The 21,942-nt window shown below is 59.7% G+C and carries 24 protein-coding genes; 11 read left to right on the forward strand and 13 right to left on the reverse strand.

Features of this window, described 5'->3' with window-relative positions:
• The first annotated feature begins 113 nt into the window (after window positions 1-113).
• Together DKY63_RS22430 and DKY63_RS22435 are read left to right on the forward strand one after the other, a co-directional pair.
• Entirely contained in the window at window positions 114-368 is a 255-nt protein-coding gene (locus DKY63_RS22430) for a hypothetical protein (protein ID WP_110966095.1), read from the forward strand.
• A 293-nt stretch (window positions 369-661) separates the two neighbouring features.
• The gene (locus tag DKY63_RS22435) at window positions 662-1,432 is read left to right on the forward strand and encodes an SDR family oxidoreductase (RefSeq protein ID WP_110966096.1); all 771 of its coding nucleotides are present in this window, start codon (window positions 662-664) and stop codon (window positions 1,430-1,432) included.
• A 74-nt stretch (window positions 1,433-1,506) separates the two neighbouring features.
• Here the strand turns inward: DKY63_RS22435 and DKY63_RS22440 are convergent, their stop codons facing one another.
• From DKY63_RS22440 to DKY63_RS22475, 7 genes are all read right to left on the reverse strand, one after another.
• Complete coding sequence (locus DKY63_RS22440; protein ID WP_110966097.1) at window positions 1,507-2,640, reverse strand: AGE family epimerase/isomerase; 1,134 nt, start codon at window positions 2,638-2,640, stop codon at window positions 1,507-1,509.
• A gap of 192 nt (window positions 2,641-2,832) precedes the next feature.
• On the reverse strand, window positions 2,833-3,405 hold the full coding sequence (locus DKY63_RS22445; protein ID WP_110966098.1) for a HupE/UreJ family protein: 573 nt from the start codon (window positions 3,403-3,405) through the stop codon (window positions 2,833-2,835).
• A 27-nt stretch (window positions 3,406-3,432) separates the two neighbouring features.
• Window positions 3,433-4,047 carry an urease accessory protein UreG gene (gene ureG / locus DKY63_RS22450; RefSeq protein WP_110966099.1) on the reverse strand — a complete coding sequence of 205 codons (615 nt, stop codon included), beginning with the start codon at window positions 4,045-4,047 and terminating at the stop codon, window positions 3,433-3,435.
• A 22-nt stretch (window positions 4,048-4,069) separates the two neighbouring features.
• A complete protein-coding gene (locus DKY63_RS22455; protein ID WP_110966100.1) occupies window positions 4,070-4,744 on the reverse strand; it encodes an urease accessory protein UreF in 675 nt (224 codons plus the stop codon).
• Complete coding sequence (gene ureE, locus DKY63_RS22460) at window positions 4,741-5,241, reverse strand: urease accessory protein UreE (protein ID WP_110966101.1); 501 nt, start codon at window positions 5,239-5,241, stop codon at window positions 4,741-4,743. Before ureE ends, DKY63_RS22455 begins: the two co-directional genes overlap by 4 nt.
• 287 nt (window positions 5,242-5,528) lie before the next feature.
• Complete coding sequence (locus DKY63_RS22470; protein WP_110966102.1) at window positions 5,529-6,161, reverse strand: TetR family transcriptional regulator; 633 nt, start codon at window positions 6,159-6,161, stop codon at window positions 5,529-5,531.
• A gap of 174 nt (window positions 6,162-6,335) precedes the next feature.
• The gene (locus DKY63_RS22475) at window positions 6,336-6,830 is read right to left on the reverse strand and encodes a hypothetical protein (protein WP_110966103.1); all 495 of its coding nucleotides are present in this window, start codon (window positions 6,828-6,830) and stop codon (window positions 6,336-6,338) included.
• A gap of 386 nt (window positions 6,831-7,216) precedes the next feature.
• Here DKY63_RS22475 and DKY63_RS22480 point away from each other — a divergent pair, with 386 nt between their 5' ends.
• Complete coding sequence (locus DKY63_RS22480; RefSeq protein WP_110966104.1) at window positions 7,217-9,286, forward strand: AsmA family protein; 2,070 nt, start codon at window positions 7,217-7,219, stop codon at window positions 9,284-9,286.
• A gap of 77 nt (window positions 9,287-9,363) precedes the next feature.
• Here the strand turns inward: DKY63_RS22480 and DKY63_RS22485 are convergent, their stop codons facing one another.
• The 3 genes from DKY63_RS22485 to DKY63_RS22495 form a co-directional block, all read right to left on the reverse strand.
• Window positions 9,364-10,074, reverse strand: a complete 711-nt coding sequence (locus DKY63_RS22485) for a hypothetical protein (protein WP_110966105.1) — start codon at window positions 10,072-10,074, stop codon at window positions 9,364-9,366.
• Window positions 10,075-10,146: 72 nt separating this feature from the next.
• A complete protein-coding gene (locus tag DKY63_RS22490) occupies window positions 10,147-10,914 on the reverse strand; it encodes a hypothetical protein (protein WP_110966106.1) in 768 nt (255 codons plus the stop codon).
• A gap of 227 nt (window positions 10,915-11,141) precedes the next feature.
• Window positions 11,142-12,044, reverse strand: coding sequence for a LysR substrate-binding domain-containing protein (locus DKY63_RS22495; protein WP_110966107.1), 903 nt, complete (start codon window positions 12,042-12,044; stop codon window positions 11,142-11,144).
• A gap of 121 nt (window positions 12,045-12,165) precedes the next feature.
• Here DKY63_RS22495 and DKY63_RS22500 point away from each other — a divergent pair, with 121 nt between their 5' ends.
• The 3 genes from DKY63_RS22500 (at window position 12,166) to DKY63_RS22510 (ending at window position 14,105) form a co-directional block, all read left to right on the forward strand.
• The gene (locus tag DKY63_RS22500) at window positions 12,166-12,804 is read left to right on the forward strand and encodes an FMN-dependent NADH-azoreductase (protein WP_110966108.1); all 639 of its coding nucleotides are present in this window, start codon (window positions 12,166-12,168) and stop codon (window positions 12,802-12,804) included.
• Window positions 12,805-13,110: a DMT family transporter gene (locus DKY63_RS22505; RefSeq protein ID WP_110966109.1), complete on the forward strand. Its 306-nt coding sequence runs from the start codon at window positions 12,805-12,807 to the stop codon at window positions 13,108-13,110.
• A gap of 104 nt (window positions 13,111-13,214) precedes the next feature.
• On the forward strand, window positions 13,215-14,105 hold the full coding sequence (locus DKY63_RS22510) for an esterase/lipase family protein (RefSeq protein WP_110966110.1): 891 nt from the start codon (window positions 13,215-13,217) through the stop codon (window positions 14,103-14,105).
• Window positions 14,106-14,195: 90 nt separating this feature from the next.
• On the opposite strand, the gene DKY63_RS22515 is transcribed toward DKY63_RS22510, so the two are convergent.
• Window positions 14,196-15,083 (reverse strand): DMT family transporter, encoded by an 888-nt coding sequence (locus DKY63_RS22515; protein WP_110966111.1) that lies wholly within the window; start codon window positions 15,081-15,083, stop codon window positions 14,196-14,198.
• Between the two features lie 96 nt (window positions 15,084-15,179).
• On the opposite strand from DKY63_RS22515, the gene DKY63_RS22520 reads away from it, so the two are divergent.
• From DKY63_RS22520 to DKY63_RS22530, 3 genes are all read left to right on the forward strand, one after another.
• Entirely contained in the window at window positions 15,180-15,974 is a 795-nt protein-coding gene (locus DKY63_RS22520; RefSeq protein ID WP_110966112.1) for an AraC family transcriptional regulator, read from the forward strand.
• A gap of 64 nt (window positions 15,975-16,038) precedes the next feature.
• A complete protein-coding gene (locus DKY63_RS22525) occupies window positions 16,039-16,347 on the forward strand; it encodes a PsiF family protein (protein WP_110966113.1) in 309 nt (102 codons plus the stop codon).
• 236 nt (window positions 16,348-16,583) lie between these two features.
• Entirely contained in the window at window positions 16,584-17,597 is a 1,014-nt protein-coding gene (locus DKY63_RS22530) for an AI-2E family transporter (RefSeq protein ID WP_110966114.1), read from the forward strand.
• Window positions 17,598-17,713: 116 nt separating this feature from the next.
• Here the strand turns inward: DKY63_RS22530 and DKY63_RS22535 are convergent, their stop codons facing one another.
• Window positions 17,714-18,988: an Hsp70 family protein gene (locus DKY63_RS22535; RefSeq protein ID WP_110966115.1), complete on the reverse strand. Its 1,275-nt coding sequence runs from the start codon at window positions 18,986-18,988 to the stop codon at window positions 17,714-17,716.
• A gap of 297 nt (window positions 18,989-19,285) precedes the next feature.
• Between DKY63_RS22535 and DKY63_RS22540 the strand changes: the two genes are divergently transcribed.
• Together DKY63_RS22540 and DKY63_RS22545 are read left to right on the forward strand one after the other, a co-directional pair.
• Entirely contained in the window at window positions 19,286-20,230 is a 945-nt protein-coding gene (locus DKY63_RS22540) for a DnaJ C-terminal domain-containing protein (RefSeq protein ID WP_110966116.1), read from the forward strand.
• Window positions 20,231-20,254: 24 nt separating this feature from the next.
• Window positions 20,255-20,560, forward strand: coding sequence for a chaperone modulator CbpM (locus DKY63_RS22545; protein WP_110966117.1), 306 nt, complete (start codon window positions 20,255-20,257; stop codon window positions 20,558-20,560).
• Window positions 20,561-20,583: 23 nt separating this feature from the next.
• On the opposite strand, the gene DKY63_RS22550 is transcribed toward DKY63_RS22545, so the two are convergent.
• Entirely contained in the window at window positions 20,584-21,711 is a 1,128-nt protein-coding gene (locus tag DKY63_RS22550; protein WP_110966118.1) for a sensor histidine kinase, read from the reverse strand.
• Between the last annotated feature and the right edge of the window lie 231 nt (window positions 21,712-21,942).

The following is a 21,942-nucleotide window of genomic DNA, read 5'->3' on the forward strand; positions in this document are numbered from 1 at the left end:
TCGGGAAATTGTGGAAAACAATATTCGCAAGCTCCCGAACTGCGACATAAAACCGCTGCAAATCGCTGTTTTGTCACGGTTTTGACTTGTCCCCGTTTGCTGTGGAGCGGGCTGTGAATAACTTGGTGGTAGCTGGCTGTAAGCCTTTGAAACCGTGGCTTGTAGTGATGTGGTTGTTTTTTGAACAGGCATTTTTCACGGCCTTCGGGTCGGCGTTGTCAACTGTTTTCTTGCGGGTAAAAACGCCGGGAACTGGTGTGGGTAAGGTTGTGGATAAGTCTGTGATTAAACTCTGGAAAGACCGCGCTGAAGGCCGTGGTTACTGGCTCGCGGCCATCGCCTGCTTGACCGCCCGGTCGAGAAAATGACCCGGGGCTACACGCCAGGGCGATAAGGGTCAAGCGAAAAAGTTTTCAAATCCCGCGCAAAGCCTTGTGGATAGCGGCTTTCAGCTTTTCCACTTGCCCCCAGAGACTGTGGATCCGCTTGTGGATAACGTGCGCGCAACCGGCTACAGGCCCCGGCCGGCCTGATGATCAGCACGTTGATCGTTTTTTGAGCAGGTTCGGCATTGTGGTTGCCGGTAAGAGCGTGGCCGGGCATGCTTCCCGCTGATTGTCCATTCCCATGGCTGACCCTCAGCCGATGCAAGGAGAACACGATGTCCAACACCCTGTTTATTACCGGCGCGACCTCCGGTTTTGGTGAAGCCTGTGCCCGTCGTTTTGCCGAGGCGGGCTGGAAGCTGGTGCTGACCGGCCGTCGTGAAGATCGTCTCAACGCGCTGTGCGCAGAACTGTCGAAGCAGACTGAAGTGCATGGCCTGGTGCTGGACGTGCGTGACCGCAAGGCCATGGAAGACGCCATCGCCAACCTGCCGCCGAGCTTCGCCAAGCTGCGAGGGTTGATCAACAATGCTGGCCTGGCCCTGGGCGCCGATCCGGCACCCAAGTGCAGCCTGGACGACTGGGACACCATGGTCGATACCAACATCAAGGGCCTGATGTACAGCACCCGCCTGCTGCTGCCGCGCTTGATTGCCCACGGTCGTGGCGCCGGTATCGTCAACCTGGGGTCCGTCGCCGGCAACTATCCGTATCCGGGCAGCCACGTGTATGGCGGCACCAAGGCGTTCGTCCAGCAGTTCTCCCTGAGCCTGCGTTGCGACCTGCAAGGCACTGGCGTGCGCGTCAGCAACCTTGAGCCGGGCCTGTGCGAGAGCGAGTTTTCGCTGGTGCGTTTCGGTGGTGACCAGGAGCGTTACAACGCGACTTACGCCGGTGCCGAGCCGATTCAGCCGCAGGACATCGCCGACACCATTTTCTGGATTCTCAATGCCCCGGCGCACATCAACATCAACACCCTGGAGCTGATGCCGGTGAGCCAGAGCTGGGCCGGGTTTGCGATTGATCGCAGTGGTGGCAAGGCGTAAGGCCGCGTAACGGCTAATCGCGAGCAGGCTCGCTCCTACAGGGAGCGGGCTTGCTCGCGAAAGCGGTGTATCAATCAGCGAAGATATTCAGCCAACCCGGCATAACAGGTCGCCAGGTGATAAGGCGTAGTCGACGGCATGTCCCGGCGGCTCACTTCCCCATGTTCATCCCGGCACTCATACCAGCCCCCCACATGCAGCGAACGTTGCTGCAACGCCCGCAACTGGCGCAGGACGACTGCCTCGCTATCCGCTCGCAGGGTCAATGCCCGCAGGTACTCCGCCTGGGCCCAGATGCGTTGGGTCGCGTCGCGCAAACCACTGCCCGGTCCGAGATCAAGCATGGCGCACACGGCGCCGGTCTGTTGGTCGACGCCCAATTTCTCGGTGAAGGCGAACGCACGCTCCAGAGACGCGTGCAAAGCCGAGCCACGCAGCAGATCCGACGACTCCAGCAGGAAATACCATTCGAACTGATGCCCCGGTTCAAACCAGTTATCCACAGCGCCCAGCGGCTTTTCCATCAACACGCTTTGTTGTAGATCGATAAAGCGCTTTTGCATGGCTGTGCATAACTCGACCAGCGCTTGTTGCACCGCGAGATCCTCGCGTACCGACAGGGTGGCGAGGAACGCTTCGGCCAGGTGCATCAGGGGATTTTGCAACGGGCCGCTGTTCAGGGATGACCAGTCGCGATCAAGGCTTGCTTCATAGAGGCCGTCGCCGCTGGCGAAACGCTGTGTGATCACTTCCAGGCTGGCATTGAGCACCGACTCCACCAGCGGCTCGCGGACCTTGTCCCAGAAGTGGGCGCAGGCGAACAGGATGAAGGCGTGGGTGTAGAGGTCCTTGCGGGTATCCAGCGGCGCGCCTTGCGGGTCGATGCTGTAAAACCAGCCGCCATGCTCGGCATCGTGGAAATGCCGCTGCAACGAGCGGAACAGCGCCGCCGCGCGCTCTTCTGCAGCCGGCACCTGGCCGATCAGGCTGGCGAACAGATACAACTGCCGCGCACAGGCCATGGCGCGATAACGCTGGGCAGGCAATGGCTGGTGATTGGCGTCCAGCGCCTCATGGGGCAACGCCATGTCGGCGTTCCAGCCCGGGCCCTGCCAGAGCGGCACGATCACCTTCAGAAAGTGTTGTTGCACGTCGCTGAACAGGGCAGTCAATTCAGGCTGGGAGGCGGAGCGGGAGGCTTGCGGCATTGGCTGGCGTCGTCACGGCAGGGTTGATTGCGCGACATGTTAGCAGGCCTGAGGTTTGTGGTGTCTGTCGGGCCGTCATCGCGGGCAAGCCTTGCTCCCACAGGTGATGTGTCGCCCACATCCTTGAAGTCAGGCTCAAATCCTGTGGGAGCAAGGCTTGCCCGCGATGAGGCCATCACAGGCAACAAAGAATCAACCGGCCAACAACCACACCCCGGTCGCCGCCGAAGCCGCCCCTGCCAACCGAACCAACGGTGCTGCCGCCAGCGGCAACGCCCTTACCACCGCATAACCCGCCGCATGCAGAGCCGCCGTCGCTGCTACAAACCCGGCTGCATAAGCCCACGGACTCGACATCTCCGGCAATTCCAACCCATGCGCCACGCCATGAAACAGCGCAAACACCGCCGTGGCGACTACAGCCAGACTCAACGGTGGACGCACCGCCAATGCCACCGCCAGCCCCAGCGCCAGCACGGACGCGGCAATCCCGCTCTCCAGTGCCGGCAGTTTCAATCCTTCAAAACCCAACACTCCGCCGAGCAACATTGTGCCGACGAAGGTGCACGGCAGCGCCCAGCGTGCCGCGCCTTTCTGCTGCGCCGCCCAGAGGCCCACCGCCAGCATCGCCAGCAAATGGTCGAGTCCGCCGATCGGGTGGCTGATGCCGGCGATCAAGCCATTGTCGCCGTGCCCCGGGTGGGCGAAGGCCAAGGCCGGGGTCAGCGGCAGGGCCACGGCGCCCAGGATGCGTTTCAGTGTCATGGATTAGCTTCCTTGTGAATAAGTGGATCAAGCCGCCGTCAGCAGGCCCTGGCGTTCGATGAAGGCAATGATCTCTTCCAGACCCTGGCCGGTTTTCTGGTTGCTGAAGACGAACGGCTTGCCGCTGCGCATCCGGGTGGTGTCGCTGTCCATCAGGGTCAGCGATGCACCCACCAGCGGCGCCAGGTCGATTTTGTTGATCACCAGCAGGTCGGATTTGCAGATCCCCGGCCCGCCCTTGCGTGGCAACTTGTCGCCTGCGGACACATCGATCACATAGATGGTCAGGTCGGACAGTTCCGGGCTGAAGGTCGCCGACAGGTTGTCGCCACCGGACTCCACCAGAATCAGGTCCAGTCCCGGAAAGCGCCGGTTCAGTTGATCTACGGCTTCAAGGTTGATCGACGCGTCTTCGCGGATCGCCGTGTGCGGGCAGCCGCCGGTTTCCACGCCGATAATGCGTTCCGGCGCCAGGGCCTGGTTGCGCACCAGAAAGTCGGCGTCTTCACGGGTGTAGATGTCGTTGGTCACCACGGCCAGGTTGTAACGGTCGCGCAGGGCCAGGCACAGGGCCAGGGTCAGGGCGGTCTTGCCGGAGCCGACCGGGCCGCCGATGCCGACACGCAGGGGTTGTGTGTTCATATGCTTCTCCAGAATAAGCGTTTCAGGATCGGAACAGCCGGCTGTACTGGCGCTCATGGGCCATGCACGCCAGGGACAGGCCGAAAACGGCGCTGCCCATATGTTCGGGGGTGAGGTGGGTGGCGTTGTACTGGGCTTGCTGCAGCAACGGCAGCAATTCACTGGTCAGGCGCTGGGCGGCCTGCTGGCCCAGCGGCAGGGTTTTCATCAATACCGCCAACTGGTTCTCCAGCCAGCTCCAGAGCCAGGCGGCCAGCGCATCCTGCGGGCTTATCTGCCAGGCACGCGCGGCCAGGGCCCAGCCCAGCGCCAGGTGGGGTTCGGGATGTTGAGCGAGAAAGGTGCGGGCTGCGGCATCCAGTTCCGGCAAGCCGTTGAGCAGTTGTTGCAGGGAGTAGCCCATCTGCCGGCTCTCCAGATGCAGTTCACGGGTTTCCCGGCTGGCGCGGTGTTCTTCGCAGCGTTGCAGCAGCTCGCACCAGTTGTCTTCCTGCGCCGCGACGCAATGGGCGAGCAGCAGCGGGGCTTCGAAACGGGCGAGATTGAGCAGCAATTGATCGCCGATCCAGCGTCGCGCGCTGTCGGAATCGCTGACGCGACCGTTCTCCACCGCCATTTCCAAGCCTTGGGAATAGCTGTAGCCGCCAATCGGCAGTTGCGGGCTGGCCAGGCGCAGCAGTGCCCAGGCCGGGTTCACAGGCGTACGCCAAATTGATGCAGTTTGGGCGGGTAGTTGAAGTCTTCATCGCCATGGCGCGAATGATGATGACCACCGCCGTAGGCACCGTGTTCCGGCTGGAATGGCGCTTCGATGGACTCGGTACTGGCGCCCAGTTGTTCGAGCATCGCCTTGAGCACATAGTCGTCGAGCAGGCGCAGCCAGCCATCGCCCACTTGCAGGGCGACGTGACGATTGCCCAAGTGATAGGCGGCGCGGGTCAATTCAAACGCATTGGCGCAGGTGACGTGCAGCAGTTGTTCGGGGCGGGCACAGACACGGACGATACGACCGTCTTCGGCCTGCAGGCACTCGCCGTCATACAGGGGCGATTGACCGCGCTTCAAAAACAACCCGACGTCTTCGCCCTCGGCACTGAAACAGCGCAAACGGCTTTTGCTCCGTGCTTCGAAGTTCAGGTGCAACTCGGCGGCCCAGGTGGGTTGAGGATCGATTCTTCGATGAATCACCAGCATCGGGAAGCTTCCAGCAATGGACGATGCACAGGCTAGAGCAAGGGGCTTGCCAATCGGCGGTAGGTGTAGGAAATGGCTGAAGGAGGCGTGGGACGAACCTACCTAAGGCGGTGGTTTTGAGTGATGTTGGTGCGAGAGCTTTCTACAGTGCACCAGCGTGAGGCGCTTCGGCTTTTCTGTGGGAGCGAGCTTGCTCGCGATTGGGGCAGTACTGTCAAAGTAAGTGTTGGCTGTGCCGACGCCATCGCGAGCAAGCTCGCTCCCACAAGGATTGCGTTGCAGGTTCTTTATTCAGTGCTGCCCAGGCCTTGCCAGTGCTTGAGGCCAATGAAGATAAAGCGCAACTGCTGGGTGATCTTCGCCTGAGGTGTCAGATGCTCGGGCAGCGCCTCGGCCGGCGGGTCGATGATGTCCGGCAAGGTGGCGAACACGCTCTTGACGATCAGGTCGGCCATCACGCTCAGGCCGGCGCTGTCCAGGTGCTGCAGCTTGGGCATCAGCGTCAGGTCGGCGGCGAGGTCGGAACTGATGTTTTCCCGCAGGCGGCCAATCGCCAGACGTACCGGCAGCGATCCGCCGTATTGCTCACGGGCCAGAAACAGAAATTGCGAACGGTTGGCGCTGACCACATCGAGAAAGATCCGCACCGACGCATCGATGATGCCGCCCATGACGAACTCGTTATGTCGCACCAGGCGGATGGTTTCGCGGAAGGTCTGACCGACCTCGCATACCAGTGCCAGGCCCAGTTCGTCCATGTCGGCGAAATGCCGGTAGAAACCGGTCGGGACGATCCCGGCGGTTTTCGCCACTTCGCGCAGGCTCAGGCTGCCGAATCCACGGCCACCTTCCATCAGGTGCCGGGCAGCGTCCATCAGGGCGACGCGGGTTTGTTGTTTCTGTTCAGCGCGGGGCAGCATCGCAAGGGCGTTTTCTGGAAATGGAGAGCGGCGCACTCTAGCAAATCGGCTTTGCCGGCGTCGAACGACGATAGGGAGATGCGGCGGGGGATGTTCGGTATCGACAGGCTGGGGAGCCAGAAAATCAAAAGCCCAATCCGGTGATTGGGCTTTTTCTCAGGGCGGCCATGGGGCTTAGCTCATCGAACTGTTGCGTTCGATCACGCGGTCACCACCACCTTCGGCCAGGGTTTGACCAGGGGTGCGGTCGGAACCGTCAGCAGCCAGGGTTTGGCCAGGGGTGCGGTCGGAGCCGTCAGCGGCGATGGTTTGGCCAGGAGTGCGGTCGGAACCGTCAGCGGCGATGGTTTGGCCGGGAGTGCGGTCGGAACCGTCAGCAGCCAGGGTTTGACCAAGGGTACGGTCAGAGCCGTCAGCAGCAACCGTTTGACCTTGTTTGGTTTGGTCGTAGCCGTCTTCGGTGATCAGGCCTTTTTCTTTCAGGCGATCATTGCCACCTTCGGCCAGGGTTTGGCCTGGAGTGCGATCGGAACCATCGGCGGCGACGGTTTGGCTGAACACCGAATGGCTGTCTTTGACTTGCGGGGTAGCCTGTTCAGCGGCTGGCAGTGCGAAGGCAGTGCTGGCCAGCAGAGAGAGGGAAAGACTAAGCAGTAATTGGCGTTTCATGATCTGTGCTCCATGCCGGGGCGATAAAGTGGGTACGAGTGAAGTGTTACCCGTGAGAAGTCGATATAAAAGTTCATAAACGCAATGTTAATAATCAACGGAATTGATTGTTCTCGGCGAAGGCTCTAAACCGGGCTTTTCCGGCGGATGATTTTGCACCGTGCTGGGTATTTTCGACTCACTTGCGCTGCACAAAAGTGCGGGAGCGGTAACGCTGTCGACGCGGAAGAGGGCAAAATCACCGGTCCGGTTGAGTCAAAAACGGCTTTTCGATTAAACCTGCGGGCCGTTTATCAGTCGTAGATTCCATGGCGGGTCGGTTATGGCCCGGCGTTTCTCATGGGCGTCGTGGTCGGGACGTTCAGCCGTATCAGGAGCTCTGTGCAATGACGCGCACTCGTAAAATTCTTGCCTGGACCTTCAGCACCCTGGTTGTCTTGCTGACGGTGCTGGTGCTGTTCATCGTGTTCTTCGATTGGAACCGGATCAAACCACCCCTCAATGCCAAGGTTTCCGAGGAGCTTCACCGACCGTTTGCCATCAATGGCAACCTTTCGGTGGTCTGGCGCCGAGAGCTCGAGGAAGGCGGCTGGCGCGCCTGGGTGCCGTGGCCGCACGTGGTGGCCGAAGACTTGAGCCTGGGCAACCCGGACTGGTCGAAAGCGCCGCAGATGGCCACGCTCAAGCGGGTGGAACTGCGCATCTCGCCCCTGGCACTGCTGGCACAGCGAGTGGTGATCCCGCGCATCGACCTCACCGAACCCAACGCCCAACTGCTGCGCCTGGCTGACGGTCGCGCCAACTGGACGTTCAAATTCGATCCGAAAGATCCGAATGCCGAACCGTCGCCCTGGGTGCTGGACATTGGCGCGATCGGCTTCGACAAGGGGCACGTCACCCTCGACGATCAGAACCTGAAAACTCAGCTCGACGTATTGATCGATCCGCTAGGCAAGCCCGTTCCTTTCAGTGAAATCGTGGGCGATAAAGCCGCGAAACGCGCTCAAGAGAAAGGAGCCTCACCTCAGGACTATGCATTTGGCTTGAAGGTCAAAGGCCAGTACCACGGTCAGAATCTGGCGGGCCAGGGCAAGATCGGCGGACTGCTGGCCTTGCAGGACTCGGCGCAGCCTTTTCCGTTGCAGGCACAAGTGAAGATAGCCGACACCAGCGTCGAACTGGCCGGCACCCTGACCGATCCACTGAACCTCGGCGCCCTGGACCTGCGCCTGAAACTCGCCGGCACCAGCCTTGGCCATCTCTACCCACTGACCGGCGTGACCCTGCCGGATACCCCGCCCTATGCCACCGATGGTCATTTGACCGCCAAACTGCACGAGGCGAGCGGTGCGGTGTTCCGTTATGAAGAGTTCAACGGCACCATCGGCTCCAGCGATATTCACGGCAATTTGAGTTATGTCGCCAGCCAGCCACGGCCCAAACTCAGCGGGTCGCTGCTGTCCAACCAACTGCTGTTTGCCGACCTCGCACCGTTGATTGGCGCGGATTCCAATACCAAGCAAAAGGCCCGCGGCGTTGAGAGCAAGCAACCGGCGGACAAGGTGTTGCCGGTCGAGGAGTTCAAGACCGAGCGCTGGCGCGATATGGACGCCGATGTCGAGTTCACCGGCAAACGCATCGTCCACAGCGAGAAACTGCCCTTCAACGATCTCTACACCCGTCTGGTTCTCACTGATGGCGTGCTCAGCCTCGAGCCGCTGAGGTTTGGCGTGGCGGGTGGCAAGCTGGATGCGCAGATTCGCCTGAACGGCCACACCGAGCCGTTGGAGGGCAAGGCAAAACTCACGGCGCGGGGCTTCAAGCTCAAACAGCTGTTCCCGACGTTCGAGCCGATGAAAACCAGTTTTGGCGAGCTCAATGGCGATGCCGATATCACCGGACGCGGCAACTCCGTGGCCAAGTTGCTGGGCAGTGCCAACGGCAACCTGAAGTTGTTGATCAATGACGGCGCCATCAGTCGCGAGTTGATGGAACTGGCCGGGTTGAACGTCGGCAACTATGTGGTTGGCAAGATCTTTGGCGACAAGGAGGTGAAGATCAACTGCGCGGCTGCCGACTTCGACATCAAGAGCGGTCTGGCGAGCACGCGGCTGTTCGTCTTCGATACCGAGAACGCGATCATCTATGTCGATGGCACGGCGAACATGGCAACCGAGCAACTGGACCTGACGGTGACCCCGGAATCCAAGGGCTGGCGCTTGATTTCGTTGCGCTCGCCACTGTACGTGCGGGGCAAATTCATCAAGCCCGATGCTGGGGTGAAAGCCGTACCACTAATGTTGCGCGGGGCGGGGATGGTGGCGCTGGGGGTGATTGCAGCACCGGCGGCGGGATTGCTGGCGTTGGTGGCGCCGAGTGGGGGCGAACCGAATCAGTGCGCGCCATTGCTGGAGCAGATGAAGGCAGGTAAGGCACCCAAGACAGTGAAAAACTGATGTTTGCCTGAAAACATGTTTGAACGCTCCCGAAGGAAAAGCCCGAGAGCGCTCAAACACAAAGAGTCGTCGGCTGTTTAACCTGCACGGTTGGGTGTTGGTACATGCAGCAAATCAGTGTTGAGGTGACTTCCGACTTTTTTGATGACAGCCTCTCTGACGTTGTCGTACCGGCGTGAGTCCAGGGAACTGGCCAGCAACCATGTATTGGACTTTCCATCCATGATGGCATTGAGGATGGGCTGGTCCAGGATATCCATGTTCAGGTCATCGCTCGTTTTGAATGCGACCTGCAAGGTAATGATGGTTGCAGTGTCGCGAACAAACGTCAGCCGGGCTGTCGTGGCAACCGACGGTTTCGTCGAAGTGAAAGCATTGATTTCGTCGCTCGCGACAAAAATGTTGGTTCGAAGTTTATCAAGAACGGTTTTGATCACCGGCGATTGGGTCGGTGGCTTTTTCAATTGCAAAAAGGCGTTGGATAACGTTTGTTTTTCCTCTTTGTTCAGGGTGGTCGCCGTAGCCTGCTCGACGATCTTCAAAAGGCTTTTTCCCGAAAACTCGCAACGCTTGAACTCTCGGCTTTTGGTGATCCACCCTATTTTACTCACGGTTTCTACATAATCGGACCATAGCATTTCTCGATTGTGTGAATGCTTCGAAGCAGATACAAGTTCACCGAGTAGGCTGGAGTTCAAGATGTCATTTTTAAAACCATCAGCATGCGTGCCAAAAAAAATCGTTATGTTTCCGTTTACCAGGTAAATATCGAATAGGGGTCTGTCCATGATAATGGATGCTCGGATTTTTATGGGGTAGTTTAAATCGGCATGATTGTGCCGATTTAAAATTATGTTTTGTTAGAAGTCTGGAAGTTCTTCGATGAATTTTTGACCGGCATCGGAGTATTTTTGATACATCGCATCGCGTAGCCTGGCAAAGACATTGTTATCCAGGTAGGTTCGCACAGCTCCGGTTTTAATCGTGGTTGATTGTCTTGTGGATTTCCAGAACAGGATGCCACGGGTACTTTCTCGTGCATCGAGGCTTATACAGTTAAGGACCATGTTGGCCTGCCCATTGTTGTCGACCCACACGGGTGCAATGTCGAACTTGGCCTGCTTTCCGAGTTTATAGCCGTAGTTGAAAATTTCGATCGCCCGAGGGTTCTGTTGCACCGCATCCACTGCCAGTTTGCCGACGGTTGCCAGAATCTGGGCTGCGTTCGCGCCGATCAGTCCCCTGGAAACTTCCAGGGCAACCTGGTCCATCGTCAAGCCAATCCTGCGGATAGTGACTTCCTGTATATCCTTGTTCTGGATAACCCAACCCAGTTTTTTCAAGCCTTCTACGTAATATTTGTACCACTCGAATAGTTGCGCGTCTTCGGGGTATAGTTTGGATGCGGCATTTTGCATGACTAACTTGCAAAGGTTGACGTCATCAATGGTTTGCTGTGAAACACCTGGAAGAAACGCGTCTATCGTGCCTGGCATCACACTGGCGGTTGGTTTGTTAATGTCATGTGGTGGCTGGTTGGATGTGAAGTCAGCGAATGCTCGTGGTGTTATAACTGACGGCAACGATGCCAGGGAGTCGATGAATTCGAGTCGTTGTTCAATAAGCATGATGTATTCCCTTACTTGATTATTTAAACAACCATTGGGTTGTGGTTGTCAGGATAAGTTCATGCCTGAGAAAGTCTATGCGGGGTTTGTAACTTCAAGTATGTACAGGGTGGGTGATGGTTGGGTTTGGTTTTATTATTGGTGGTTAATAAAGTTTCGTTAGAAGTTGTTTTCAAGTGAGTGTTTGTTGTTTTGGGTATATGCATTCCCGAGCCTGTACCCGACCGTCAGCGCAATGCCTGCCCGGACATTGATGCTTCTTCTTGCAGCCACGCAAAAAACGCCCGAACCGGCGGGTGCCGCTCTCGCCCCGGCACGCACAATGCGCTGTAACCGGCACCGTCCACCTGTACATCGCCCCGGTAGGGCATCAATACCCCGTTGGCCACACTCTCGGACACCAGAATGTTGCTCGCCAGCACCAGGCCTTGCCCGGCAATCGCCGCTTGCAGGGCGTAGTGCTCTTCATCGTATTCGCGCACGGCAGGCTGGCCGGCCAGCCAGGTCTCGCCGGACTGTGCGCACCAGGCTTCCCAGCCGTGGGCGTAGAGTTTGGAGTTGTGCCAGCGCACGCTGATCAGCGTCGGTGTGCAAGAGGTGGCCAACGTCACTTGCGCTGGCGAGCCATAGACGCCGAAGGACTCGTCGAACAGACAAAGACCGTACAGGCTCGGGTAAGCATCGAGGCTGTAGCGCACCACCAGATCGACACTGGCGTCCTGATGCAGGTCGATGACTTCGCAATGAGTATCCAGGCGCACGCTGATGTTCGGATGGCGAGCGTAGAAACGGCCCAGGCGCGGCACCAGCCAAAGGGCGGCGAAGGCGGCGGTGGTGGAGATCGTCAGGTTTGCGGCGCTGCGCTGCGGGCGCAGGGTGTCGACGCTTTGCGCCACTTCCAGAAAAGCCCCGTGCAGGCTGTTGAACAGACGTTCGCCGCAGTCGGTCAGCCGTACCTGGCGGGGCAGGCGCTCGAACAACTGCACGCCGAGCCAGTTTTCCAGCGAACGAATCTGATGGGATACCGCCGTCGGGGTCACGGACAGTTCTTCGGCCGCGGCCTTGAAACTCAGCAGGCGTGAAGCGGATTCGAAGGCACGCAGGGCGGTCAGCGGCAGTGAGGCAAACATGAACTCTCCATGGATGAAATGATTTCATCCAGACTGATTTTTGCTCAGTTGAATAGGGGCAGCTGCAAGCCTGAAGCTGCAAGCCACAAGTGGTTGAAGTCTAGTCCTTGAGGAGATTCAGATGAGTAAAATTCTTGCTGTTCATGCCAGCCCACGGGGAGAGCGTTCGCACTCGCGGCGTTTGGCCGAGGTGTTTCTTTCAGCCTTGCAAGCGCGCAAACCGCACGTACAACTGACCCGCCGCGAGGTCGGGCGGGCGTTGATACCACCGGTCAACGAGGCGTTCGTGGCCGCCGCGTTCTACCCGGAACCCGACGCGCGACCACTGTCGATGCAGGCGGACCTGGCGTTCAGCGACGAACTGGTCCGCGAATTGCTGCACCACGATCTGTTGGTGATTTCCACACCCATGCACAACTTCAGCGTACCCAGCGGCCTGAAAGCCTGGATAGATCAAATCGTGCGCATCGGGCTGACCTTCAACCACACCCTGGACAACGGCGTGGCCCAGTATGAACCGCTGGTACACGGCAAAAAGGCGCTGATTGTCACCAGCCGCGGCGGCTTCGGTTTCGGTCCGGGCGGGGATCTGGAAGCCATGAACCATGCCGATCCCTTGCTGCGCACGGCGTTGGGTTTTATCGGCATTACCGACGTCACAGTGGTTGCTGCCGAGGGTGAAGAATCCGAGGCACGAACCTTCGCGGTCTCCGCCGCCGAAGCCGAACAACGGCTGCTCGCGCTGGCCAGGGAGTACTGAATGGCCTGGCTGTTTTTGCTGATCGCTGCCGGCTTCGAAGTCACCTTCGCCATGGGCATGAAGTACGCCGAGGGCTTCACCCGCCTGTGGCCGTCGCTGATTACCGTGGCGGCGGCGATCGGCGGGGTGTATTTCCTGACCCTGGCCATGCGCGAGCTGCCGGTGAGCATCGCTTACCCGATCTGGACCGCGATCGGCTCGTTGGGCACGGTGTTTCTCGGGTTCGCGCTGCTGGGGGAAAGCCTCAGCGCCGTGAAGTTGCTGTCGGTGGGGCTGATCGTGGCGGGCGTTGTCGGGTTGAAATAAGGCGGATGTCATAGACTGCAGGTCGAGTTGTCATCTTCGCTGGCGATGCTTGGCGGGTGTCTTGCATCCACCTTGCATCACCCTCGACCACAAGGATGTCCGCCATGTCGCCAGGTTGTGCCACGCGTTACCCGCTGGTGCTGGTCCCGGGAATGCTCGGGTTTGTCCGGCTGCTGCTCTATCCGTATTGGTACGGGATCATTCCGGCGCTGCGCCAGGGTGGTGCGCAGGTGTTCGCGGTGCAGGTCTCGCCTCTCAACTCCTGCGAGGTGCGAGGTGAACAATTGCTGGCACGGATCGAGGAGATTTTGCGCGAAACCGGGGCCGGGAAGGTCAACCTGATCGGTCATAGCCAGGGCGCGCTCACGGCCCGTTATGCGGCAGCCAAGCGACCGGATCAGGTGGCGTCGGTGACGTCGGTGGCGGGCCCCAATCACGGTTCGGAGCTTGCCGATTACCTGCACAAACACTATCCACACGACAGTATCAAGGGACGTTTGCTGAGCTTTCTGGTGCGTATGGTCGCTGCGTTGATGAGCCTGCTGGAAACCGGTTATCGCGGGCCGAAGCTGCCGGCGGATATTCATGCTTCACATCATTCACTCACCACCGAAGGCGTGGCGTTGTTCAATCAGCGCTACCCCCAAGGGCTGCCCGAAACGTGGGGCGGGCACGGACCGCCGCAAGTCAATGGCATTCGCTATTACTCCTGGTCGGGCACCCTGCAACCGGGCAAGACCAATCGCGGGCGCAACCTGCTCGATGGCACCAACCGCAGTTGCCGATTGTTCGCCAGAACCTTCGTGCGCGAGGCCGGGCAATGCGACGGGATGGTCGGGCGTTACAGCTCGCACCTGGGGACGGTGATTGGTGACGATTACCCGCTGGACCATTTCGACATCGTCAATCAGTCGCTGGGGCTGGTGGGGAAGGGGGCTGAGCCGATCAGGTTGTTTGTCGAGCATGGGGCGCGACTCAAGGCGGCAGGGCTCTAGACCGCGTTATCGTTCTTCGCGAGCAGGCTCGCTCCCACAGGGGAATGCATTTCAAAGTGTAGGAGCGAGCCTGCTCGCGATGAGGCAGGGTCAGGCGACGCTCACCTTACGCCCCAGCACAGTGGTCCAACGCTCCGAAACTATCACCCCACCCAGGGTCAACACCCCACCCACCAGGTGATAAACCGCCAATTGCTCACGCAGCACCACCGCCGCAATCAACGCCGTCATCACCGGCAGCAAATTGAAGAACAGTGTGGTCCGGCTCGACCCCAGGCGCACCACCGCCTGCATCCACGCCAGTGGCGCGAGCATCGACGCCAGCAGGCAGGCATACAACACCAGTGGAATGTTTTGCAGGGTCAGACCGGTTTTCGCTGAGAGGAGAAACAGCGGAAACAGCACCACCACCGCCACCAGCACCTGCAGGTACAAAAGCACCAGCGGTGGCAGTTTCAGCTGCCATTTTTTCAGCAGGGTGCTGTAGACCGCGTAGGCCAGTGTCGCGATCAGCATCATCGCATCGCCCAGGTTCACCCCGTGCTCCAAGAGCACATCAAGGCTGCCATTCGAGACCACCACCAACACGCCGGCGAACGACAGCACCGCACCGGCCAGCGCGCCGGCAGTCAGGCGCTGACCGAGGCTGATGATCGCCATGGCCAGGGACATCAACGGCATCAGCGACAGGATGATGCCCATGTTGGTGGCCGAGGTCAGGGCCGCGGCGAAGTACGCCAGGCTCTGATAGACCGCCATGCCCAGCACGCCAAGGACGAAAACCTTGCCCAGGTTCGGACGAATCACTGCCCAATGGGCGATCACCGGTTTGAGCATGAAGGGGGTGAACAGCAGGCCGGCGAGCAGCCAGCGATAAAAGCCGATCTCGGCGGGAAAGATCGAACCGGCCGACATTTTTGTGACGACGGTGTTGCCAGCCCAGATAAGAATGGCCAGCAGGGGATACGCGTATTGCATCAGGAAAAACCAGAACGTTAATGAGGGCCAATTATCCCCTGTCCGAATCAATGCCTATACTTCGATCCAGACAACCCGCCCCTGATTCCGGACAGCATGACCCGCCAACACATCGATCTACTGGATTTCCCTGAACTGCCGGCCCCGGTGTACTTCCGCTACGCCGATTTTGATGCCCACCGCTTTGCCTCGGCCCATCGCCACCCCTGGGGCAGCCTGGAGTACGCGGCCCATGGCGTGTTGCACATGGAGATCGAAGGCAGCCGCTTCATGTCCCCACCGCAGTACGCCGTGTGGGTCCCGCCCGAGACCGAGCACAGTTTCTACAGCCACCAGCCGGTCAACTACCGCGCGGTCTGCCTGGCGCCGGCGTTGTGCCGCGATCTGCCGCCGCAGGCCTGCACCCTGGCCATCAGCGACATCCTCAAGGCGATCCTCAAGGATTTCGCCGCGCGCGACGTCCAGGTGCCCGAGCGCGATGCGGACCAGCGCCTGGCCCAGGTGCTGGTGGATCAATTGCAGCAGGCCCCCGTCCATGAGTGTTATCTGCCCTACGCCAGCAGTCCCGGATTGCTGGGCATTCTCGAAGCCCTGCAGAGCGATCCCGGCGATAACCGGCCTCTGGCGGATTGGGCGTTGCTGATTCATGTGAGTGAACGCACCCTCGCGCGGCAATTCATTCGTGAATTGGGCATGAGCTTCGGCGAGTGGCGCCAGCGTCTGCGGTTTCTCGCCGCCATCGAGGCCCTGGACAGCCCGCGCAGCATTCAGGAAATCGCCTTCGACATGGGCTACAGCACGGGCTCTGCGTTTATCGCGATGTTTCAGCGCCAGGCCGGATGCACGCCGGAGCAGTATCGGCGGAGCCATTTGGAGGGCAGGAATGTGTAACTAGCTTTGTCTACACTCCAGAGCAAGGCCGCTTCCCTCGGAGCGGCGACAAGGAGAAAACTCCATGAAGATGCTGCGTGTCCCTTTGTTGATGATCGGGTTGCTGCTCTGCTCTCAGGGCTTCGCCGCCACTGAACAACAGAACAAGATGACCACCTGCAATGCCGACGCCACCGCGAAAAGCCTCAAGGGCGATGAACGCAAGGCCTTCATGAGCACTTGCCTCAAGGCCGCACCGGCAGCCAACGACGCTGGCAAAGCCTTGACCCCGCAGCAGGAAAAAATGAAAACCTGCAATGCCGACGCCGCGACCAAGGCTCTGAAAGGGGATGCGCGCAAGGCGTTCATGAGTGATTGCCTGAAGAAAAAATAACCACGGGACTACTAGATGAGTGAATTGGGAGGGCCTCATCGCGAGCAGGCTCACTCCCACATTTGTCCTGCGTACACAGTTTTATTGTGGGAGCGAGCCTGCTCGCGATTGGGCCGGTGAGGTCGCTGCAAAAAAACGGACTGCCCCCGACCAAGGTCGCCCCCACACAATCCTAGTGCTGTCACCGGAACGCTGGCAGACTGCCAATCCTTTTACGCTGTTCGCTTTGAGGCTGTATGCCAACGTTTTCTCAACGTCATGTATTGCTGGTGATCAGCTGGATCATCATTTTTGGCGGACTGCTGCTGGTGCTTCCGCTGCGGTTGTTGCCCAGCCTGTTGGCCGGGTTGCTGGTGTTCGAACTGGTCAACATGCTCACCCCGCAGTTGCAACGGCTGATCGAAGGTCGGCGTGCGCGCTGGCTCGCGGTGGCCTTGCTGGGGACTTTGATTGTCAGTGTGTTGACGCTGATCTTTGCCGGCGCCATCAGCTTTCTGCTGCACGAGGCGGAAAACCCGGGCGCCTCCCTCGACAAATTCATGGGCGTGGTCGACCGCGCTCGCGGACAACTGCCACCCTTCATCGATGCCTACCTGCCGGCCAGTGCCGCCGAGTTCCGGGTGGCGATTGGCGAGTGGGTCAGTAAACACCTCAGTGACTTGCAGCTGGTCGGCAAGGACGCGGCGCATATGTTCGTGACGCTGCTGATCGGCATGGTGCTGGGGGCGATCATTGCCTTGCAGCGCATTCCCGACCTGACCAAGCGCAAGCCTTTGGCCGCTGCACTGTTCGATCGCCTGCACCTGCTGGTCCAGGCTTTTCGCAACATCGTGTTCGCGCAGATCAAGATTTCCCTGCTCAACACCTTCTTCACCGGGATCTTCCTGGCCGTGGTGCTGCCGATGTTCGGCATCAAGCTGCCGCTGACCAAGACCCTGATCGTCCTGACCTTCCTGCTCGGCCTGCTGCCAGTGATCGGCAACCTGATGTCGAACACCCTGATCACCATCGTCGGCCTGTCGCTGTCGATCTGGGTGGCCCTGGCGGCGCTGGGTTACCTGATCTTTATCCACAAGCTCGAATACTTCCTCAACGCGCGCATCGTCGGCGGGCAGATCAGTGCCAAGTCGTGGGAGTTGCTGCTGGCGATGCTGGTGTTCGAAGCCGCGTTCGGCCTGCCGGGGGTGGTGGCGGGGCCGATTTATTACGCGTACTTGAAGAGTGAGTTGAAGCAGGTGGGGATGGTTTGATCGGGCAGATCTTTATTGCCTGACAGGGCCCCATCGCGAGCAGGCTCGCTCCTACAGGAGAATGCGATCAACTGTAGGAGCGAGCCTGCTCGCGATAGGGGCGCCTCGGTCCTGGATCAGTCCATCGAGCCATAACGCTTGGCCGCTTCAATAGCCAAACCGCTACCGATACTGCCAAAGATATTCCCTTCCACATGCCGCGCATTCGGCAGCATCGCCGACACACTGTTGCGCAGCGCCGGAATCCCGCTGGAACCACCGGTGAAGAACACGGTGTCCACCTGACCAACCTGCACGCCGGCATCGCTCAACAACTGGCCGACGCTGTTGCGCACCCGCTCCAGCAGGTTGTCGATGGCCGATTCGAACAGCGCCCGGCTCAACTCCACGCTCAAACCTCTTTCGATGCGATCCAGCGGAACGATTCGGCTGTCGACGTGGGTCAGTTCGATCTTGGTTTCTTCCGTCAGCATCGCCAGCCAATGCCCGGCGCGCTGTTCGATCAGTTTGAACAGGCGATCGATGCCGCCGGTGTCTTCGATGTCGTAGCGCATGCTGCCCAGCGCCAGTTGCGACTTCTGCGAGTACACCGAGTTGATGGTGTGCCAGGTCGCCAGGTTCATGTGGTGGCTGGTGGGCATGTAGGCGCCGCTCTTCATCCGGCTGCCGTAGCCGAACAGCGGCATCAGGCCTTGCAGGCTCAGCTGCTTGTCGAAGTCGGTCCCGCCGATGTGCACGCCGCCAGTGGCCAGAATATCTTCTTGACGGTTATCCACGCCCCGACGCTCAGGGGAGAGGCGCACCAGGGAAAAGTCGGACGTACCACCACCGATGTCGACGATCAGGACCAGCTCTTCCTTTTCGATGGTCGACTCATAGTCGAAGGCCGCGGCAATCGGTTCGAACTGGAACGACACTTCCTTGAAGCCGATCTTGCGCGCCACATCCACCAGGGTGTCTTCGGCTTCTTTGTCCGCCACCGGATCGTCATCGACGAAAAACACCGGACGGCCCAGCACCACTTCTTCGAATTCCCGACCGGCGGCAGCTTCGGCACGGCTCTTGAGTTGGCCGATGAACAGGCCGAGCAGGTCCTTGAACGGCATGGCCGTGCCGAGGACGCTGGTGTCGTGCTTGATCAGCTTGGAGCCCAGCAGGCTCTTGAGCGAGCGCATCAGGCGGCCTTCGTAGCCTTCCAGGTACTCGTGCAGCGCCAGACGGCCATAAACCGGGCGGCGTTCTTCGAGGTTGAAGAAGACCACCGAGGGCAGGGTGATCTTGTCATCCTCCAGCGCAATCAGCGTTTCCATGCCGGGGCGCAGCCAGCCGACGGTGGAGTTGGACGTGCCGAAGTCGATACCTACGGCACGGGCTGGAGAGGCGTTTTTCATGTCTTTCAGGTTCCGGTTAAAAAACGGCCGCGCAGTGTATGTCAGTGCGGCGCAGAATCGAAGGCCGGTTATCCGCTAAATCTTGCCGGCTGGCGCCTTGAAAGATGTGCCATCACCCCCAAACTACCCTGCATCAACCGGACAGCCGCGGGATGAACGCAAGTCACCCCGCCCGCTGCCGATAAACTTCTGAAGCGCTACCCGGTCACAATCCTGAGATCGGTCAATTTGTGTGCGGCCAAAAGGCGCATGCTGTGGCAGGTGGCGCGATTTCGATAACGGATGGTGATTCGAGCGATGGACTTCAAAGACTATTACAAGATTCTCGGCGTGGAGCCGACAGCTGACGACAAGGCGATCAAGGCGGCCTATCGCAAGCTGGCGCGCAAATACCACCCCGACGTCAGCAAGGAAAAGGACGCCGAAGCCAAGTTCAAGGACGCCTCGGAAGCGTATGAGGCGCTGAAAAGCGCCGACAAGCGCGCCGAATACGACGACCTGCGCCGTTATGGCCAGCATGGCCAGCCGTTCCAGGGGCCACCGGGCTGGCAGAGCCGGGGTGGTTTCGGTGGCGGTCAGGACACTGGCGACTTTTCGGACTTCTTCAGTTCTATCTTCGGCAACCGTGGCCCAGGCTTCGGCGGTGGCGGGCAATCGCGTCGAAGCACCGGGCGCCGAGGGCAGGATGTGGAAATGGAACTGGGTATTTTCCTTGAAGAAACCCTGTCCAACGAATCGAAGAAGGTCACCTTTCAGGTGCCGCAGTACAACGCGGCGGGCCAGCACGTCAGCAACACCCCGAAAAGCCTGAACGTGAAAATCCCCGCCGGCGTGAGCGACGGCGAGCGCATCCGCCTCAAGGGCCAGGGTGCACCGGGCACTGGCGGTGGCGCCAACGGCGATCTGTACCTGACGATCCGTTTTGCGCCGCACCCGAAGTTCGACGTCGAAGGCGAAAACCTGATCATCACGCTGCCACTGGCACCGTGGGAGCTGGCGCTGGGTACCGAAGTCGCGGTGCCGACCCTGACCGGCAAGATCAACCTCAAGGTCCCGGCCGGCAGCCAGAATGGCCAGCGCATGCGCGCCAAGGGCCACGGCCTGCTGAACAAGTCGGGTGAGCGCGGTTACCTGTTCGTGCAACTGAAGGCCGTCATGCCGAAAAAAACCGACGATGACATCAAGGCCCTGTGGCAGGAGCTGGCGAAGAAAGCCGCGTTCGATCCGCGAGAGAACTTCTGATTTGGCATTAAGGAGCTACTGACCATGAGCAGTCCCCTGATCGTTCAACTGGACTTGGCAGAATTCTGTGAGGCGACCGACCTGTCGGACGTCTACGTGATCGAAATCGTCGAGCACGGCATCCTCGAACCTCAGGGGACGGCACCCAGGGATTGGCGTTTCACCGATTACGAGCTGGCGCTGGCCAAGCGTGCCGCCAAGTTGCGCCATGACCTGGAGCTGGATTGGGAAGGCGTCGCCCTGGCGCTGGACCTGCTGGAAGAGGTCCAACTGCTGCGGGCGGAGAACCGGATGCTCAAGCAGCGGTTGGGGCGGTTGGTCGTCGAATAGCGTTCATCCTGCAGGTGGCGGGTTCAGGCCTTGCGCGGTAACACCACGGTAAACACTGTTCCTTGAGCTTCACTGGAGCTCACTTCGATTGTCCCCCCATGCGCATCCACCACCTGCTTGACGATGAACAATCCCAAGCCAAGGCTGGTGGACGGCTGGCCCAGTTCTTCGTCGGCGCTGCGTACCAGCGGGTCGAAGATCGTGCCGATGGCCTCTTCGGCGATCGGCGAGCCGATGTTGTGCACCGTCAGGCGAACGGTGTCTGGCAAGCCTGTTAGCGTCACCGTTACATCGCGTTTGTTCGAGCCATGCTGCAGTGCATTGCCAATCAGGTTTTGCAGCAGCTGACCCAGTCGCGCGGCATCCCAGTTGCCCTGTGTATCACCCTCTACGATCACCGTCGGATCGCACTCCGGATTACCGGCGCAGGCCAGTGCGATCGCTGCATGCGTCGCGTCGGCCAGGTCCATGGGCGCCGGTTCGATCGGCAGGTCCCTGCCCAGGCGACTGCGCACCAGTTCCAGCAAGTCGCTGACCATGGCCGCCATGTGCCGGGCGCCGTGTTTGATGTTGTTGGCACAGACCAGAGCATCGCCCTCCAGCCTGACTTTGCGCAGCAGTACTTCGGTGGACATGCTCACGGCTTGCAAGGGCGCGCGCAGGTCGTGACCGAGAATCGCCAGAAAGATGTCCCGCGAGCGATTGACCTGTTCGGCGTAGGCCGCGGTGGATTCGGCAAGGGCTTCATCGATGGCTTCGTTGAAGCGGATCATGTCCTGGAAGTACGCCATATCCGGTGATTCCAGACTGTTTACCCACAGGCGAATCACGCAGGCACGCAGGTGGCGGAATTCGCTGGTCATCTGCACCAGGTCGAAGCCCACGGTATGTCGCAACTCGCCATGGCTGGCGCCGGCTTCATCCAGGCTTGGGGTTTTTTCCGGGCCTTCACCCTTGGCCTTGGCCATCTGTTCACTGACGCTCTGCGGCTTGCACATGTCCCGCGCAGCGGCCAGCAGAATGGCCTTGGCGTGGTCACGCAGGCCCGTCTGGTCAAGGTAGTCGGCAGCCGGTGTGATGGTCCTGGCGAACTGTTCCCATTCATCGACGATACGGTCCACCTGTTGCCGGATGAATTCGGGTAAGCGCATGGGTGTTTCCTGAGGGGAGGAGGGGAACGAGTCGAAATAGTAGCCCCTTTGGATCGGCTGTAAACCTGCCGCAGGGCGGTTGCATGTTGAGGCACTTGAACGGCGGTACGGATCTATATCCATTCGTTTGATTTTCGAACGGTTCGCGTGTTTATCCCGTGTTTATGGGCAATCATTCGCGCTTTTTTTTGGCTGATGCATGAATAGTCTATTGGCTCCACTATTCATTCG

Source organism: Pseudomonas putida, assembly GCF_003228315.1.
In the GTDB taxonomy this organism is placed as follows: domain Bacteria; phylum Pseudomonadota; class Gammaproteobacteria; order Pseudomonadales; family Pseudomonadaceae; genus Aquipseudomonas; species Aquipseudomonas putida_S.

Excerpts from the sequence above, each read along its gene's own strand:
- DKY63_RS22545 (WP_110966117.1), top strand. The coding sequence starts at position 20,255 with ATGAGCAGTCCCCTGATCGTTCAACTGGACTTGGCAGAATTCTGTGAG.
- DKY63_RS22525 (WP_110966113.1), top strand. The coding sequence starts at position 16,039 with ATGAAGATGCTGCGTGTCCCTTTGTTGATGATCGGGTTGCTGCTCTGC.
- DKY63_RS22475 (WP_110966103.1), bottom strand. The coding sequence starts at position 6,830 with ATGAAACGCCAATTACTGCTTAGTCTTTCCCTCTCTCTGCTGGCCAGC.
- DKY63_RS22535 (WP_110966115.1), bottom strand. The coding sequence starts at position 18,988 with ATGAAAAACGCCTCTCCAGCCCGTGCCGTAGGTATCGACTTCGGCACG.
- DKY63_RS22470 (WP_110966102.1), bottom strand. The coding sequence starts at position 6,161 with ATGCTGCCCCGCGCTGAACAGAAACAACAAACCCGCGTCGCCCTGATG.
- DKY63_RS22550 (WP_110966118.1), bottom strand. The coding sequence starts at position 21,711 with ATGCGCTTACCCGAATTCATCCGGCAACAGGTGGACCGTATCGTCGAT.
- ureG (WP_110966099.1), bottom strand. The coding sequence starts at position 4,047 with ATGAACACACAACCCCTGCGTGTCGGCATCGGCGGCCCGGTCGGCTCC.
- DKY63_RS22500 (WP_110966108.1), top strand. The coding sequence starts at position 12,166 with ATGAGTAAAATTCTTGCTGTTCATGCCAGCCCACGGGGAGAGCGTTCG.
- DKY63_RS22530 (WP_110966114.1), top strand. The coding sequence starts at position 16,584 with ATGCCAACGTTTTCTCAACGTCATGTATTGCTGGTGATCAGCTGGATC.
- DKY63_RS22435 (WP_110966096.1), top strand. The coding sequence starts at position 662 with ATGTCCAACACCCTGTTTATTACCGGCGCGACCTCCGGTTTTGGTGAA.
- DKY63_RS22490 (WP_110966106.1), bottom strand. The coding sequence starts at position 10,914 with ATGCTTATTGAACAACGACTCGAATTCATCGACTCCCTGGCATCGTTG.
- DKY63_RS22495 (WP_110966107.1), bottom strand. The coding sequence starts at position 12,044 with ATGTTTGCCTCACTGCCGCTGACCGCCCTGCGTGCCTTCGAATCCGCT.
- DKY63_RS22485 (WP_110966105.1), bottom strand. The coding sequence starts at position 10,074 with ATGGACAGACCCCTATTCGATATTTACCTGGTAAACGGAAACATAACG.
- DKY63_RS22505 (WP_110966109.1), top strand. The coding sequence starts at position 12,805 with ATGGCCTGGCTGTTTTTGCTGATCGCTGCCGGCTTCGAAGTCACCTTC.
- DKY63_RS22520 (WP_110966112.1), top strand. The coding sequence starts at position 15,180 with ATGACCCGCCAACACATCGATCTACTGGATTTCCCTGAACTGCCGGCC.
- DKY63_RS22480 (WP_110966104.1), top strand. The coding sequence starts at position 7,217 with ATGACGCGCACTCGTAAAATTCTTGCCTGGACCTTCAGCACCCTGGTT.
- ureE (WP_110966101.1), bottom strand. The coding sequence starts at position 5,241 with ATGCTGGTGATTCATCGAAGAATCGATCCTCAACCCACCTGGGCCGCC.
- DKY63_RS22445 (WP_110966098.1), bottom strand. The coding sequence starts at position 3,405 with ATGACACTGAAACGCATCCTGGGCGCCGTGGCCCTGCCGCTGACCCCG.
- DKY63_RS22440 (WP_110966097.1), bottom strand. The coding sequence starts at position 2,640 with ATGCCGCAAGCCTCCCGCTCCGCCTCCCAGCCTGAATTGACTGCCCTG.
- DKY63_RS22515 (WP_110966111.1), bottom strand. The coding sequence starts at position 15,083 with ATGCAATACGCGTATCCCCTGCTGGCCATTCTTATCTGGGCTGGCAAC.
- DKY63_RS22540 (WP_110966116.1), top strand. The coding sequence starts at position 19,286 with ATGGACTTCAAAGACTATTACAAGATTCTCGGCGTGGAGCCGACAGCT.
- DKY63_RS22510 (WP_110966110.1), top strand. The coding sequence starts at position 13,215 with ATGTCGCCAGGTTGTGCCACGCGTTACCCGCTGGTGCTGGTCCCGGGA.